The organism is Methanoregula sp., from assembly GCF_050010295.1.
Classification (GTDB): domain Archaea; phylum Halobacteriota; class Methanomicrobia; order Methanomicrobiales; family Methanospirillaceae; genus Methanoregula.
The window spans coordinates 111,954-125,731 of record NZ_JBEKLH010000001.1 but is presented as its reverse complement, the minus strand read 5'-3'; the positions used below and the strand labels follow the sequence as shown (position 1 = coordinate 125,731).

The window sequence follows — 13,778 nt, the reverse complement described above, 5'->3', positions numbered from 1 at the left end:
TTTCCGATCTATTCTCGACGATAAAGATGTTTAAGGTTGTGATAATCCTCCCGGGCTGGTACGGAAGATGTGATTTTATAGTCCGCGAAATAACCACTCTAACGATCATGGTCGTTGCAGCGGAACATATCCGCACTCTCAATAAATACGAAAAGACGATACTCCTTGCCCTTGAACGCGGGATGAAACGCTACGCCTGGGTCCCGCTCGAGCAGATCCGGACTGCCACAAAACTGTCGGAATCAGAAGTCAACTACCGGTTGTCCCGCCTGATCGCATGGGGGATGGTCCGGTTCAACCCGGTCCCCTATGACGGCTATGCCCTGGTTTTTGGCGGATACGATACGCTTGCGCTTGCTACGCTCTCACGAAACGGGACGATTACGGCCCTCGGCCCGCTTATCGGGGAAGGTAAAGAATCCGTGGTATACGAAGCCCTCGGGCTCGGGCCGGTTGCGATCAAGTTCCACCGGATCGGAGGGCGGTCATTTGCTTCCGCACGGCTGAACCGGGAGTACATGGAGGAAGGGCACTGTCCCTGGCTCATCGCCTCCCGGAAGTCAGCAGAGCGGGAGTTCCTGGCACTGACAAAACTGCACCCCCACGTCAGCGTGCCGCTCCCCATCGGCCAGAACCGGCACACGGTCGTCATGGCATTGATACACGGCACGATCCTCAACCGCTGCCGCCTGGAATGTCCCCGGGAAGTGCTCGATGAGATCCTCGATGGTGTCCGCCGTGTCTACCGGGCAGGTGTCATCCATGCAGACCTTTCGGAATACAATATCCTTGTTGAGGACGGCAGGTGCGTCTTCATCGACTGGCCACAGTGGGTAGAGACCACCCACCCGAATGCGGCCGTAATCGTGGCACGGGATATCGACAACATCCTCTCCTTCTTTGTCCGGAAATACCAGTTGACATACGACAGCAGGGATGCGATCCAATGCGTGACCGGCTGAAGATCTTTGGCATCGATATCATCAGGGGCTCTGTCCGGTCCAGGTCCCGGCGGCCAATGTATGCCCTTGTCCGCATGGACGGCCAGACCATCGAGGGCGAGTCGGAGGTCTCGATGTTCCGTCTCTTCCGGATGCTTGCCGATGAGCAACCGGATATTCTCGCGGTTGACAGCCTGCAGGAGGTTGCAGCCGACCAGCACGAGCTTTATTTCTTCCTGCAGGGACTTCCGCCCCGGACGCGGCTCGTTCAGGTTACCGGGGGGGAGCGCAAGGAGACACTCGGGAAAGTAGCTGCACGGTACAACATCAGTTTCAACCGGTTCGATCCTTTTGCCGAAGCGAGGACGACCGCACAGGTGGCATCGCTGGGCGCGGGTGCAGAGGTGATAGCCTTTGTGAACGAGAGCGAAGTCGTCGTAAGCCGCCACCGCTCCCCGGGCAAGGGCGGGTGGAGCCAGAACCGGTATGTCCGGAAGATGCACGGGGCCGTGCAGTTCAAAGGGCGGGAGATCGAGATGGCCCTTGCCGCTGCCGGGCTCAGGTACGTCAAGAAGGAGACCCGTGCATTCGGCGGGTGCAGTCGCGTGGCATTCCGGGTCTTTGCTACCCGGGACCAGGTGCCGGTTTCGACCTACCGGGGAGCTGACGTGCAGGTCAGGATCAGCGGCAAGCGTCTCGAACGGATACAGTTCCGCCCGCTTTCCGGCAAGCCCCGTTACATGATCGTCGGGATTGATCCAGGTACAACGACAGCGATTGCGGCCCTTGACCTTGACGGCAACCTCCTCCGGCTTGCAAGTTCCCGGCAGATGACCATGTCCGATGTGATCGAGGCACTCTACAAAGTGGGAAAGCCGTTGATCATCGCATCCGACGTGCAGGAGATGCCGTATACGGTCGAAAAGATCCGCAGGGCATTTTCTGCGGTTGCCTATACGCCCCGGCAGGACGTGAGTGTTGAGACCAAGGTGGACCTTACCACCCCGTTTGCATATGCCAACGACCATGAACGGGACGCACTCTCCGCGGCACTCGATGCCTACCGCCAGTACCGCCAGAAGTTCCAGAACCTGGTGAAGCGGATCCCGCCCGGGCATGATCTCGACGAGGTCCGCGCCCGGGTGATCCGCGGACAGTCTCTTGATCAGGTCCTCGGCGACATGAAAGTACCGGCCACGGTCCCGGAAACATCCGCTCCGCCGGTCCAGGTTGATTCAAAACACGATGAACGGGTGCGGGTGCTCGACGGCATGGTGAAACGCCTGCGGACGTTTGTTGCCGAACTCCAGGAAGAAGTCAAGGAGAAGGACTACGAGGTCCGCCGGCTCCAGTCGCGCCTGAGGAAGGTGCATACTTCACGGGATGTGGAGCTTGCAAAGGATACAGAAGTACTAAAAAAGGAAGCAGTGATCCAGAGCCTGAAAAAGCTCCTGCGCAAGGAAGAGAGGCATAACCGCAACCTCGTAAAACGGCTCGGGAGGATCAAAAAGTTCGCCGAACTTTCGATGGACGGCGATGTGCTGCCGGTGAAAGTCATGGAGACCCTGACCAGGGAAGGGCTCCGCAGGCTTGCCGATGACGTAGGAATTGACGAAGGGGACCTCATCTTTGTGACCCGCACGGACGGCTGGGGGAGGAGCGTGATCAAGGACCTCGCCGAGCTCAGGGTACAGGCAGTCATCGTGGGAGAAAAGGTCCTCTATGAGGGCGACCCGTTGCTCCCGCCTTCGTTTGCGGAAGCCGGTGTCCCGCTTTTGTCCGATACGGAGCCTGGCGTGCAGGTCCGGGGAAACCAGGGTTTGTGCGGAAAAGAAACCCTGGAAGCCGCGCTTACCCGCTGGAGGGACCGGCGGGCAAAGGCAGAGCGGGAGAAGAGATCGGAGATGATAGAGCACATCTTCAAAGAGTACAAAAGCGAACGGGGTAAGGAGGTACGAAAAGGTGGATGATCGGAAACTCCTTGAAACCGTGATGGACATCGTCGGGCGGGAAAACTGCCTTGATGACTGTGCCGTCCTGCCCTGCGGGGACCGGTTCATGGTCGCGACCACGGACATGCTGCACCGGACAACCGACTTTGTTCCCGGCATGACGGACTGGCAGGCCGGGTGGATGAGCGCCGCCGTCACCCTTTCCGATATCGCGAGCATGGGAGCTGCCCCGAAATACGTGCTCATCGCCGTAGGGCTCGATGACTGGCGGAGTCTTTCCGGCGTGATGCAGGGGGCAAAAGACTGCTGCACCCGGTTCGGCGCCGCCATAATCGGGGGGGACATAGACCGGCACGACGAGCTCACCGTTGTCACGACCGGCCTCGGCCTCGTGGACAAAGACCATCTCGTGCGCCGTACCGGGGCAAGACCCGGGGACCTTGTCTGCATCACCGGCACGCCGGGACAGGCCCAGGCGCGACTGGACGGATACCCCCAGTACGAGAAAGCGCTCTTCGAACCTCAGCCCCGCGTGGATGAAGGGCAGATCCTTGGCCGGGCAGGAGTGAGTGCGATGATGGACGACAGTGATGGCATCGCCCTCTCACTCTATGATCTGATGAGTGTCAACCCGTGCGGTTTTTCAATCGATTCGTCGCGGCTCCCCCTCCCTGCGGCGATTCCCGCGGACCAGGCCCGCGAGCTGGCGCTCTATGGCGGCGGGGACTACGAACTGATCTTTACCATTGCCCCCGGCAGGTTTCCGGTACAGGGGGTCGCCGCAACGGTCATCGGCACAGCCGTCCCAGAAAAGGCAGTGATGGCGGATGGAAAACCCCTCGAAAAGCGGGGATACCAGCACCACTGGAAATAATTTTTTGTATCCGGTCCGGCGCTCTCTTAAAATATCATTACAGCGAGACATTTTATTATACGGACATTCCGGGCGTCCCCTATGAACTCACTGGAAAGCAAACTCGGCCAGCTGTCACCCGACGAACGTAAAGAGGTGGAAGACTTTGTGGATTTTCTTCTTTCACGGTCAGGTCCGCTGCCGGTCCGGGACGTCACCCCGGCTGCACCCCCCGTTCTCACTCCACCTCCTCCGGTGATGACCGCACTGGAAACGCATCAGGACCAGGGTATACCTGCGGTAATGGTCCATGATGTCCTCCGGACGGGAGACCAGCAGGCAAATCCCGACCCGGTCAGCGGGCCGGAATCAACTGCCCATGAGATTACTGCCGGTGGCGATGATGGGATCACCCGTGATTACATGGACTACGGGCAGTTCGAGCGGGGTCCCTCTCCTGCTGATGAAGCGGTAAAAAAAGTGAAACAGAAAATGATCCGGAAGAGTGCTGAAGAAAAATCGCACCAGCTGCTTGAATGGATCGACTGATTCTTTCCGGATTGCAAGTACCAAGGTGATGCCCTCCGTGCAAACACTCCGAAGATTTGACCTTCCCGGATCAACCGTTGCAACATCTCCTTGCGTAGAAAGATATCGGCAGCAAAGGTCTGTCTGTACTTCCTGGTCCCGGGTGCCGGAGATTCCCTTACAGCCAGACCTTGCGGTCCCGGACAAAGATACCAGAAGGATGAAACCGGCGGGATTTGACCCCGTCTCAACGCGAGGGCTCGAAGAACTCTGATGAGTTCTTCTCATCCCCGGGGTCCTGAAGACCCCTTCGGACTCGGCCCTTCTAACCCGGAAAGACCCTGCGGTCTATAAAGAGATATTCAGCAGAAATGAAGAATGGACTCGACGGGATTTGAACCCGTGGCCTTCACGTTGCAAACGTGACGATCTACCCCTGATCTACGAGCCCTTTTACCGTTAGATCTGTGGCATACTATTTTTCTGCGGATTCCTTATAGTTGTTACTGATCACGCGGGGATTTTTTTGGGAACCCATTCCCGTTTTTTTTGATTCAGGGCAGTTTTTGCCGGAATAGATAACCATTTTGTGAACCGGGAGATATACTAAAACCATACTCCGGGCAATCGATCCGGGAAGGAGTTTTCATGGCAAAACTGATCATAGAGCCCAAGAAGACCAAAGACGGACAGATCGAATACACTGTCAACTATCATGACCCCAAGAGCGATAACTCGTTCACAGTTACTACCACGAATGACCTCAACGAAGCGGTTTCGCGGCTGAAGTCGACGCTGGAGAGCGAAGTGCAGGAGATCCTGCAGAAGAAATAATTCTCCCTCTTAAATATCTTAAAAGGCGTTAAATGGACCCGGCGGGATTTGAACCCGCGGCCTTTACGTTGCGAACGTAACGATCTACCCCTGATCTACGAGCCCGCTGCTGGTGTGGATTATAGGTTTTGAGCCGCAGGAATATAGTTGTTGGTGTCCGGGTGCACCCGGGAATAATCCGTTTGACAGGTAAGAGAGAACGTTACTCCGGTTGAAATGGGTTCTATTGAGAAATCATCCTTGTGCAAACCTGTCGGAGACACGCTGGTAGAAATATCCGTGTCATCAAAACAGATAAAAAAGGTCAGAATATCAGAGGATAATTTCGATATCCAGCTTTTCCGCCAGCTCCTTGTACCGGTTCCTGATGGTTACTTCGGTAACCCCGGCCACTTCAGCCACTTCCCGCTGGGTGCGGCGCTCCCCACCAAGGATTGAAGAGATATAAATTGCAGCGGCCGCGACACCGGTCGGACCCCTGCCACTGGTCAGTTCACGCTCGCCGGCCTGGCGGAGGATCTCCACGGCACGGCTCTGGACTTCGCCCTTGAGGGTCAAGCCGGAGCAGAACCTCGGCACATAATCGATGGGCGATGTCGGGAGGAGCTTCAAGCCCAGTTCACGGGAGATGAACCGGTAGGTCCTGCCGATCTCTTTCCGGGAGACCCGCGATACTTCTGCGATCTCGTCAAGGGTACGGGGGACGCTGCACTGGCGGCAGGCCGCATAGAGGGCCGCTGCTGCGACACCTTCGATGCTCCGCCCGCGGATCAGGTTCTTGTCGACAGCATCACGGTACACGACTGCTGCGGTTTCCCGGACATTTCTCGGAAGACCGAGTGCGGAGGCCATGCGGTCGAGTTCCGACAGCGCGAACGCGAGGTTCCGTTCGGTCGCATTGCTCACGCGGATGCGGCGCTGCCACTTGCGGAGACGGTACAACTGGGCCCGGTTCTTGGAGGAGATCGCCCGCCCGTACGAGTCCCGGTTACGCCAGTCGATCATGGTAGAGAGACCCTTGTCATGGATCGTGAAGGTCATCGGTGCACCTACACGGGACCTCTTCATGCGCTGGTCATGATCGAATGCACGCCACTCGGGCCCCCGGTCGATAAAGTCATCGTCAATGACCAGACCGCAGCTCTGGCAGACAAGCTCGGCCCGCTCGTAGTCATGCACGAGCTGCCTGCCGCCACACTCTGGACAAACGGTCTCCGTATGGTTTTCGGCTTTTTTCTCGTGCTCTTTCTGCTTTGTGCGTGATTTAAGTGCCTCTCTTTCAGACTGGAGGACTTTTAATTTCTCTACTTCCTGCATCCACATTCACCTGATTTTCATGGGTTGATCTGATAACGTTCTGACCGGCTATCCCGTATTGCTTGCCTACTTCGTGAAGAGTTTTTCGTTGGGCTGGACGGTGCATTTTTCACGGCAGAGGACTGCTGCATACGGCGCTTTCACATTTCCGAAGAGGTCGAGGATCTTTCCGACCGGTTTCATCTTCCGGTCGATGAGCTCACTGTAGAGCGGGGGGAGCTGGGCGGCATCGCACTGGATGATGAGCATCCGATCGCCAACGGTGCTCATCGCTCGACCAACAACCTTCATGCTAAAGAACCTCAAGGATACAATGGTTGAAATAATTTGGTAATCTATATATGTTTGACGCGAGGGTATTTAAAAATTGCGTGAAAGTATAAATAGAAATTTCAGGAACTGAGGATTTGGTCGATATTTAAAGATATTACCTGCGTAGACTCGGCCTCGTTCAGTCCGGCCCCTCGGGCAACGATAAATTTCGCGTGCTGGTCAAGAATATCCCCCGGAGCATGCGCGTCCGAGTCAATGACGAGCTGGCAGCCTGTTTCCCGTGCAACCATTGCCACGTGGCCGTTTGTCCGGTTGTGCCCGCCACGGGATGTGATCTCCAGCGCGACACGGTTTTTTGCAGCGAGCCGGGCATCTTCGGGAGTGATAAGACCCGGGTGGGCGAGCACATTCACGTATCCGCATGAGCAGGCAGCCCGGTTGGTCCCGGGGGCAACCGGTTCCACCGGGGTCTCGCCATGCACAACGACGATGTCCGCCCCTGCATCTTTTGCCTCTTGTGCGAGGTCCGCGATCAGTGACGGGGGGACATGCGTGATCTCTACGCCGCAGAGAAGCCTGACCCCGAAAAGCGCAGCCGATGCCTGCACTCGCTTGAGCGTCGATATCACGGAGGTGGTGTTGGAATTATCCACGTGATCGGTGATCGCAACTGTTGTGTATCCCGATACTGCCATCCTGCGGATCAGTTCGATCGGCAGCATCTCGCCATCCGAAAGGATCGAGTGCGTATGGAGGTCATACATGCCGCTCATTTCCGTACCTCCATCTTCTGGGCAACTTTCCGGATCAGCCGCTCTTTGCTCTCGCCCCATTCCGCGATGATGCGGCCCTCCCTCCGGGCCCAGTGGGCCGGGTGGTGGTGGTCATCCACCCTGAAATTCACCCCGGCCCGCCTGAGGGCGCGCTCAAGGTCAGTGAGCACCGGACCTTTCACCCCGAGGCTGCGCGGGACCCTCCTGCCTTCCCCGCGTGAATATGCGGCATTGAAGTAGCAGGGATATAATGTGTACTCACCTTTTGTCATTGCAGGATCGTTTGTGGGTCAAGGTATAAACAGTGTACGCTCCCACGTTATACCATGCATCATATCGACGTCAGGATTGAGAAGGATGTCTACGACGCCAACAACACCCTTGCTGACGAAAATGCGAACCACCTGAAGGCCCATGGGGTGCGGGCGTTCGACCTGCTGGGAGCGATCGGGTCAGGCAAGACCGCCCTTATCGAACGGATCGTTCCGCTGCTCGGGAAAAAAGGCCTGAAAGCAGGGGCGATCGCCGGTGACGTGTACGGCGACGATGACTTCAAACGGATCATCGCGCTCGGGATCCCGGCCTATAATGCAAATACCGGCAAGGAGTGCCATCTCGATGCCCACCTGGTGGAGCATGCAATCGATCACCTCCCGCTCGATACCATCGATATCCTCTTTATCGAGAATGTGGGCAACATGGTCTGCCCGACGGACTTCCGGCTCGGGGCCGAGAAGCGTATCGTTGTCGTGAGCTCGACGGAAGGTGACGACGTGGTGAACAAGCACCCGATGATGTTCCGCGACTGTACGATCGGCGTGATAAACAAGGTCGACCTTGCGCCGCTTGTCGGGGCAAACCTTGACCGCATGGAGTCGGACATCCGCCGGTACAACCCGCAGATGCCGGTGTTCAGGACAAACCTCAAGACCGGAGACGGGGTTGCCCCGCTCCTTGACGCGATCCTGTCCTGAAATGACCCGCCCACCGCACGGGGAAAAGGAAGTACTATAAATAATTCAGAAGGGAATATATAGAGCACCACCTTCGGGCAGGATTCCCGGAGACCAGAAAGAGAGTGACACCATGCAATGGCAGGGAGAATCAGTACGGAAGGTAACCGGTGGCAGGCGCCGCCCGGCACAGATGAAGCGGAGAGCAGAGATCGGGCTTGCACCGGCAGACACGCATATCGGTGAGGACCGGAGACGGATCATCCGCACGTTCGGCGGGAACGACAAGGTGCGTGCCCTGCGTGCGAGTTTTGCAAATGTTACCAACCTGGCAAACGGCGAGACGAGAAAGGTGAAGATCGAGAAGGTAGAGGAGAATGGGGCAAACCCGAACTATGTGCGCCGGAACCTTCTCACCAAGGGTGCGATCATCAAGACCGAGATCGGACGCGCCCGCATCATGAGCCGCCCGGGCCAGGACGGTATCATCAACGCGCTGTTACTCGAATAACCGATACGATATCAAAACCCTTTTTTCCCGTTTTCCTTTCCCTGAATGGCTTTTTGGATTCCCGTAATTTCCTCCGGCCATCGGACCACGTACGACAACTGCAGTCTTTCGCACGGTTCAGCAATCTTTTTTCTTTCAGATGTTCAAAGTCTAGCTATGCGAAGGATCTATTATCGTTTCCCTCAGAGAGTGGATCTCTCGTTTGCGATGGGAATGCCGTTTAACGAGACCCTGAAATATATCGCCGGCCTGAACAACGAGGAATCTACAAAAACCACCGGAAAAGAGCTGGTCAAGGTAAAGACAAAAGTTGAGATAGCAGTTGATCGTGCGACATTCGGCGAAATAACCCCGGACGTCCTGCGGCCCGGTGTTATCACCGAAGCCGCCGACCTGCGGGTATCAGTTCTCGCGCTCGCCCTGCGCGGTGGTGGCAAAGTCCCGATTGCGAATGATATTTTTTATCTCCGCCTCACCGATCAGGTCTCCCGTACCGATATCGATATTGCAAAGGAAGGGCGCGGTGAAGGGCTGGATGCACTGGATATGAAAAATATCCTCCTGGGTGCCCAGAAGTGACCCTCAAGCTCACCGTTGCGGCTCCGTTCCGGCACACGCGCAAGAACGGGATGCGGAAAAATGAGATCGTCTATTACTATGCCCTTGACCGTAAATGGATGAGCACCGAACAGGCGAACCTCCTCCTCCGCCGGGCTGAGGAGGAAGGGCTGATCGGCCAGGAGAACGGCCTGTATACCCCCCGGTTTGATATATCGGAGGTTATTATCCCGATCGGGTTCAAGCCGACATCTGCCATATTCGAGCGCAATGATCCGGTGCAGGAACTCGTTACCAGGATCACCCGCTCCGCAAAGATGGAGGAGACCGCGGTTGTCGCGGAGATGAACCGGATCATCAAAGACGGATATGATGGCAACCTCCTCCCGCCGGCAGCACTCGTCCTGCTCGCCAAAAAATACGATGTACCCTTTGAAGACCTCCTGGAACCGCTCGGGCAGATGATAAAAAAAGGATAGGCTGAGTTGTGTTGCGGTATACGTGCCGGCATAAACCCGGACCGGCATGGTGCCCAAAGTTTTTTGCTGATTGATTCACTATCTTTCATAAACCGAATCCGGAGACGGAAACCATGAGAAAGAGGAAAAATGATATTTTCGATAAACCCTGGGTAACTATTGCCACGATTGTGGGTATTATTGTGGTTGTGGTTGTTGCACTCGTATTTTTCTGGGGAAACGGAGGGTCGTCCGGGCAGGCAGCAGGTTCCGGGAGCAGTACCGTATCTCCTGTTCCGACAACTTCTGCAGGGTCGGCGGCTCCGACCATCGTTGTTGTCGAGACAACCACGCAGGCCGTGCCCGCAACCGGTGTCCAGGTACATGTCAGCTATATTGGCGGATTTAAAGGGACCTACGGAATGCCGTCGGATCTGCAGACCGTACAGAGTTCCGGTGACAGGTACTTTGAGGTAGTGAATGCAAACGGAAGTATCCAGGCAAGTTTCCAGAAACTGGACAGTTCGACAAAACATGCCCTGACCGTCGAGATCTACAAGGGCGGCAAGCTGCTTACGCAGGGAAGCGTCAGTACCAGTTATGGTACGGTGACACTGTCAGCGGACGCCACAACGGGTGTCGCCCAACCTGCGCAGACCCTTTGAGGGACACCGGCGACCAGCGCAACGGGAACGGTTTAGAGTGGTAATGGAACTGCCGCATGACTGCTGCCATTACCATGGGAGTGGTGACCCAAACGATCACGAAACCATCCGGCCGGCTGCTCCTTTTTTGAACCCGTTCCGAACCTGATCTCAGGTATAATCCCTGTTCAATGACTAAACCTGTAGATGCTTTCCGTGAGACAGGAGGTTGAAGGGTTTCAACATCAACAACCCCTGCCCACCCCTCTTTGGTGAGAGCAGTCCGAACCGGTGTGAGTGCCATGGGATGCGTTTCCGTTCAGGACCGGTACAGAACGAGATGTCCTGAATACTCTGTTCCGGGAGAAACCAGGGGATAATTTCTCTCCATTGATCTTTGGTAAAACAGAGTGGAAGCCGGTGCGGAGTGCATTCATAGGTGCACCGGCAACACTGCCTTTTCCCATGAGAAAACAGGTATATTTTTTTATCTCACATTCCGGGCACGATTTTTACCGTTTTGCCCTTTAATTCTCTTTACGAATCGGTAGTTAAAATGGCAATCTGCCTTTATCTTTTACCGGCTTTTGCCGTCGGTTTCTCTGCTTTTTTCTCGCCGGCGACCTTCGGGAAGAGCTCGTCCAGCGGCTTTTCACCGTATGCGGTGACGCGTGCATTGATCTGCACGAAGTCCTGGGTGATCTCATTTGAGCGGATCATCTTTCTCCGTCGCTCGCCGTCCATCTTCGGGTGAAACCCGATCCCGCCGGAGAGAAGCAGTTTCTTGCGCCCTGCACCCGGAAGGCCTTTTTTTGCCGTGGTCCCGGTACGGTCGGATGCACCGGTGATCAGGATCTTGTAGCCTGCAAGGCCCAGCATGCCGGCATCGAATTCGTCACCGATACGTTTGCCCACAATAGATCCTGCCGCTCCGCCACTGGCATCAACATTAAAGGCACGACCGGTCTTGGGGTCTGATACAACGATTTTAAACTCCACCATTTCTGTTTGCTCCGTCTATTTATCCAGAAAACCCGAAGGGTCTTGTTTCACATCTCCGGCTGCCGGCAGATTCGCCTACCCATGAGAAGTACCCATTTTATTATACCGGTACGCTATTAAACCCTCGCGTTCCCTGCCGGCCGGATAAGTTTATTTGCCCCAGAAGGGATCGGCTTTCCGGCGCATCGTCGTAAACTCTGCAAGAATCTCCTGCGTACTCACGTTCAGGGTAGAAAGCATCTCCTTCTCGAGAACTTTGACATGGCGCTCCGGGATGTCCACGAACAGGTCATCGCCGACACTGACCTGACGGCCGACGGTGGCGCCCTCGATCGAGATTGCAACTTCGAGACCGGCGTCGGCCTCCCGTATCGCTTCCTGCCTGAGCTGCATGGTCTTGAGGTGTCCTACTTTTTTGCCATCGGTCTTGATCAGCCCCACGTCGCTGCGCAGTTTGCCGCCCAGAACCCGCACGCCAACGACCGCCGGGTTGCTCTGGCGGAATACGCAGTCCGGGAGGAGCCGGATCTTGGCTGGCATGACAACATGCTCGAACCGCTGTTTCTCCTGGAGCCTTTTCTGCTCGTCACGCCACGCGATATACTGGTCGATCAGCTGGTAGATCACCCTTCCCTCAAAGACTTTCACCTGGGTGTAGAGCGGATTTTTGATCATATCGGCCGCGTCCGGCAGCACGGGAGTGTTGAAAGAGAGGAGCACGCGGTACATCGGGTTCTTGATGGTCTCGGTCTCGATCAGGTCATGCCTGCTGACCGCCCCGACTTCTGCCCGCATCACCCCTATCTCCTTGCTCTCGAGTTCCTTGCAGAGTGCCTCAAGTGCGCCGATGGTGTCAGCCTTGATAACGATACCTTCATCGGCAAGGGTCACATGGATCTCGGTCATCTCTTTTTTGATCTTCTCCTCGATCTCTTCGCGGTTGCCGCGGATGACAAAAAACGGGGATCCCGCTATGACTCCTTCAAGGTTCGGAGCGGTGACCTTGATCCCGGCCGCAGCCGCAACCGATTTCACCCGCTCGAACCGGTCCTCGACCAGTATCTCTTTCATCGGCCGTGGTTTGAGGAGCGACCTCACCTTCGTCACCACGACACCGTTCTGGGTGGCAACGGCAATCTCGTCCCCGATAGCGAGAGTCCCGTCGTACAGGATCACATCGAGGGTCGTCCCGAGGCCGCGCTCTTCTTTGACCTCGAGCACGGTCCCCGCCCCGGGCCCTTCGACAAAGAGTTTGAGCTCGTCGCCCATGTAGCGCTGGGCAAGTCCGATCATGACCAGCAGCAGGTCAGAAATACCTTCGCCGGTGTGGGCGCTCACCGGCACAATGGCAAGGTTGCGCTGGAAATCGGTGACCCTGTCGAACCGGTCTGCAGAAAATTCGAGTTCGGCAAGCTTTCCCACGATTTCATAGGTCTTGTTCTCAACATCGCTCCTGACCCGCTCGTTCTGTTTTGCAAACGATCCGAGGAACGACTCGTTCTCGTTCACCCGCCAGCCGTGGATCCGGTCAATCTTGGTCGCCGCGATGACAAACGGCGTGCGGCAGTTCCTGAGGATCTGGAGGGCCTCAATCGTCTGTGGCTGGAATCCCTGGTTTATATCCACGACAAGGATCGCCATATCGGCAAGTGCACCGCCGCGTGCCCTCAGGGTGGTGAATGCATGGTGTCCCGGGGTGTCGATGAACAGCAGACCGGGAATATTGATCGGAACTTTGCCCATCGTCCCGCTCATGGTGCGGATAGCATCAATAGGTACGATCGTTGCCCCAATATGCTGGGTGATCGCCCCCACTTCGGAACTCACGACAGACGATCCCCGGATGCGGTCGAGCAGCGAGGTCTTACCGTGATCCACATGACCCATGACACAGACAATCGGTGTCCTGATCTTCGGGTTTTCCGCCATCACCTGCCACCCCTCGTTCCCGCTCTGAACGGGGGATCCGCGATCCCCGGTGCACCGCCACCGACGTGCCGCGCCTCACGTTCTGGAAAAAGTGTTCAGAGCCACCTGATATCTAATGGATGTCTGACCCTATTAATTATCACTCTGACCTCAGATGGCAGTCGCATGGTCCGGCTGCCGGCCGGCAGTGCGGAGCCGGGTTTTGCAAGGATACATTAATCAGAGTCCGGAATCAATATAAAAGGGACATCT

Annotated in this window: 16 protein-coding genes and 2 tRNA genes; 10 read left to right on the top strand and 8 right to left on the bottom strand. The window is 56.3% G+C overall.

Annotation, left to right across the window (positions count from 1 at the left end):
• Nucleotides 1-107 precede the first annotated feature (107 nt).
• The 4 genes from ABSB80_RS00730 to ABSB80_RS00715 all read left to right on the top strand — a co-directional run bounded on the left by ABSB80_RS00730 (nt 108) and on the right by ABSB80_RS00715 (nt 4,295).
• On the top strand, nt 108-962 hold the full coding sequence (locus ABSB80_RS00730; protein WP_428367979.1) for an RIO1 family regulatory kinase/ATPase domain-containing protein: 855 nt from the start codon (nt 108-110) through the stop codon (nt 960-962).
• A complete protein-coding gene (locus tag ABSB80_RS00725; protein ID WP_428367141.1) occupies nt 947-2,911 on the top strand; it encodes a DUF460 domain-containing protein in 1,965 nt (654 codons plus the stop codon). The genes ABSB80_RS00730 and ABSB80_RS00725 overlap by 16 nt, the downstream gene beginning before the upstream one ends.
• Nucleotides 2,904-3,767: a thiamine-phosphate kinase gene (gene thiL / locus ABSB80_RS00720; protein ID WP_428367139.1), complete on the top strand. Its 864-nt coding sequence runs from the start codon at nt 2,904-2,906 to the stop codon at nt 3,765-3,767. The genes ABSB80_RS00725 and thiL overlap by 8 nt, the downstream gene beginning before the upstream one ends.
• Nucleotides 3,768-3,848: 81 nt before the next feature.
• Nucleotides 3,849-4,295, top strand: a complete 447-nt coding sequence (locus ABSB80_RS00715) for a hypothetical protein (protein WP_428367137.1) — start codon at nt 3,849-3,851, stop codon at nt 4,293-4,295.
• A 358-nt stretch (nt 4,296-4,653) separates the two neighbouring features.
• Here the strand turns inward: ABSB80_RS00715 and ABSB80_RS00710 are convergent.
• A tRNA-Ala gene (locus ABSB80_RS00710) sits at nt 4,654-4,725 on the bottom strand.
• Nucleotides 4,726-4,922: 197 nt separating this feature from the next.
• Here ABSB80_RS00710 and ABSB80_RS00705 point away from each other — a divergent pair.
• Complete coding sequence (locus ABSB80_RS00705) at nt 4,923-5,108, top strand: hypothetical protein (RefSeq protein ID WP_428367135.1); 186 nt, start codon at nt 4,923-4,925, stop codon at nt 5,106-5,108.
• A 33-nt stretch (nt 5,109-5,141) separates the two neighbouring features.
• Here ABSB80_RS00705 and ABSB80_RS00700 read toward each other — a convergent pair.
• The 5 genes from ABSB80_RS00700 to ABSB80_RS00680 all read right to left on the bottom strand — a co-directional run bounded on the left by ABSB80_RS00700 (nt 5,142) and on the right by ABSB80_RS00680 (nt 7,743).
• Nucleotides 5,142-5,213, bottom strand: a tRNA-Ala gene (locus tag ABSB80_RS00700).
• A 207-nt stretch (nt 5,214-5,420) separates the two neighbouring features.
• The gene (locus tag ABSB80_RS00695; RefSeq protein ID WP_428367133.1) at nt 5,421-6,425 is read right to left on the bottom strand and encodes a transcription initiation factor IIB; all 1,005 of its coding nucleotides are present in this window, start codon (nt 6,423-6,425) and stop codon (nt 5,421-5,423) included.
• Between the two features lie 66 nt (nt 6,426-6,491).
• Nucleotides 6,492-6,716, bottom strand: a complete 225-nt coding sequence (locus tag ABSB80_RS00690) for an H/ACA ribonucleoprotein complex subunit GAR1 (RefSeq protein WP_428367131.1) — start codon at nt 6,714-6,716, stop codon at nt 6,492-6,494.
• Nucleotides 6,717-6,817: 101 nt separating this feature from the next.
• The gene (locus tag ABSB80_RS00685) at nt 6,818-7,471 is read right to left on the bottom strand and encodes a histidinol phosphate phosphatase domain-containing protein (RefSeq protein ID WP_428367129.1); all 654 of its coding nucleotides are present in this window, start codon (nt 7,469-7,471) and stop codon (nt 6,818-6,820) included.
• A complete protein-coding gene (locus ABSB80_RS00680) occupies nt 7,468-7,743 on the bottom strand; it encodes a signal recognition particle subunit SRP19/SEC65 family protein (protein WP_428367127.1) in 276 nt (91 codons plus the stop codon). Before ABSB80_RS00680 ends, ABSB80_RS00685 begins: the two co-directional genes overlap by 4 nt.
• Before the next feature lie 54 nt (nt 7,744-7,797).
• Here ABSB80_RS00680 and hypB point away from each other — a divergent pair, with 54 nt between their 5' ends.
• From hypB to ABSB80_RS00655, 5 genes are all read left to right on the top strand, one after another.
• Nucleotides 7,798-8,445 (top strand): hydrogenase nickel incorporation protein HypB, encoded by a 648-nt coding sequence (hypB, locus tag ABSB80_RS00675; protein WP_428367125.1) that lies wholly within the window; start codon nt 7,798-7,800, stop codon nt 8,443-8,445.
• Nucleotides 8,446-8,557: 112 nt separating this feature from the next.
• Nucleotides 8,558-8,935 (top strand): 30S ribosomal protein S8e, encoded by a 378-nt coding sequence (locus ABSB80_RS00670; RefSeq protein ID WP_428367123.1) that lies wholly within the window; start codon nt 8,558-8,560, stop codon nt 8,933-8,935.
• A 156-nt stretch (nt 8,936-9,091) separates the two neighbouring features.
• Complete coding sequence (locus ABSB80_RS00665; RefSeq protein WP_428367121.1) at nt 9,092-9,514, top strand: hypothetical protein; 423 nt, start codon at nt 9,092-9,094, stop codon at nt 9,512-9,514.
• Nucleotides 9,511-9,972, top strand: coding sequence for a DUF2240 family protein (locus tag ABSB80_RS00660; RefSeq protein WP_428367119.1), 462 nt, complete (start codon nt 9,511-9,513; stop codon nt 9,970-9,972). The genes ABSB80_RS00665 and ABSB80_RS00660 overlap by 4 nt, the downstream gene beginning before the upstream one ends.
• Nucleotides 9,973-10,085: 113 nt before the next feature.
• On the top strand, nt 10,086-10,616 hold the full coding sequence (locus ABSB80_RS00655) for a hypothetical protein (RefSeq protein ID WP_428367117.1): 531 nt from the start codon (nt 10,086-10,088) through the stop codon (nt 10,614-10,616).
• 549 nt (nt 10,617-11,165) lie between these two features.
• Here ABSB80_RS00655 and ABSB80_RS00650 read toward each other — a convergent pair.
• On the bottom strand, nt 11,166-11,597 hold the full coding sequence (locus tag ABSB80_RS00650) for a 30S ribosomal protein S6e (RefSeq protein WP_428367115.1): 432 nt from the start codon (nt 11,595-11,597) through the stop codon (nt 11,166-11,168).
• Nucleotides 11,598-11,747: 150 nt separating this feature from the next.
• On the bottom strand, nt 11,748-13,526 hold the full coding sequence (gene infB, locus ABSB80_RS00645; protein ID WP_428367113.1) for a translation initiation factor IF-2: 1,779 nt from the start codon (nt 13,524-13,526) through the stop codon (nt 11,748-11,750).
• Nucleotides 13,527-13,778: the final 252 nt, after the last annotated feature.

What these genes read in the sequence shown, in the direction of transcription:
- ABSB80_RS00655 (WP_428367117.1), top strand. Translation starts at nt 10,086, where the DNA reads ATGAGAAAGAGGAAAAATGATATTTTCGATAAACCCTGGGTAACTATT.
- ABSB80_RS00730 (WP_428367979.1), top strand. Translation starts at nt 108, where the DNA reads ATGGTCGTTGCAGCGGAACATATCCGCACTCTCAATAAATACGAAAAG.
- ABSB80_RS00690 (WP_428367131.1), bottom strand. Translation starts at nt 6,716, where the DNA reads ATGAAGGTTGTTGGTCGAGCGATGAGCACCGTTGGCGATCGGATGCTC.
- ABSB80_RS00695 (WP_428367133.1), bottom strand. Translation starts at nt 6,425, where the DNA reads ATGCAGGAAGTAGAGAAATTAAAAGTCCTCCAGTCTGAAAGAGAGGCA.
- ABSB80_RS00665 (WP_428367121.1), top strand. Translation starts at nt 9,092, where the DNA reads ATGCGAAGGATCTATTATCGTTTCCCTCAGAGAGTGGATCTCTCGTTT.
- ABSB80_RS00680 (WP_428367127.1), bottom strand. Translation starts at nt 7,743, where the DNA reads ATGACAAAAGGTGAGTACACATTATATCCCTGCTACTTCAATGCCGCA.
- ABSB80_RS00685 (WP_428367129.1), bottom strand. Translation starts at nt 7,471, where the DNA reads ATGAGCGGCATGTATGACCTCCATACGCACTCGATCCTTTCGGATGGC.
- ABSB80_RS00650 (WP_428367115.1), bottom strand. Translation starts at nt 11,597, where the DNA reads ATGGTGGAGTTTAAAATCGTTGTATCAGACCCCAAGACCGGTCGTGCC.
- infB (WP_428367113.1), bottom strand. Translation starts at nt 13,526, where the DNA reads ATGGCGGAAAACCCGAAGATCAGGACACCGATTGTCTGTGTCATGGGT.
- ABSB80_RS00670 (WP_428367123.1), top strand. Translation starts at nt 8,558, where the DNA reads ATGCAATGGCAGGGAGAATCAGTACGGAAGGTAACCGGTGGCAGGCGC.
- ABSB80_RS00715 (WP_428367137.1), top strand. Translation starts at nt 3,849, where the DNA reads ATGAACTCACTGGAAAGCAAACTCGGCCAGCTGTCACCCGACGAACGT.
- ABSB80_RS00705 (WP_428367135.1), top strand. Translation starts at nt 4,923, where the DNA reads ATGGCAAAACTGATCATAGAGCCCAAGAAGACCAAAGACGGACAGATC.
- ABSB80_RS00725 (WP_428367141.1), top strand. Translation starts at nt 947, where the DNA reads ATGCGTGACCGGCTGAAGATCTTTGGCATCGATATCATCAGGGGCTCT.
- hypB (WP_428367125.1), top strand. Translation starts at nt 7,798, where the DNA reads ATGCATCATATCGACGTCAGGATTGAGAAGGATGTCTACGACGCCAAC.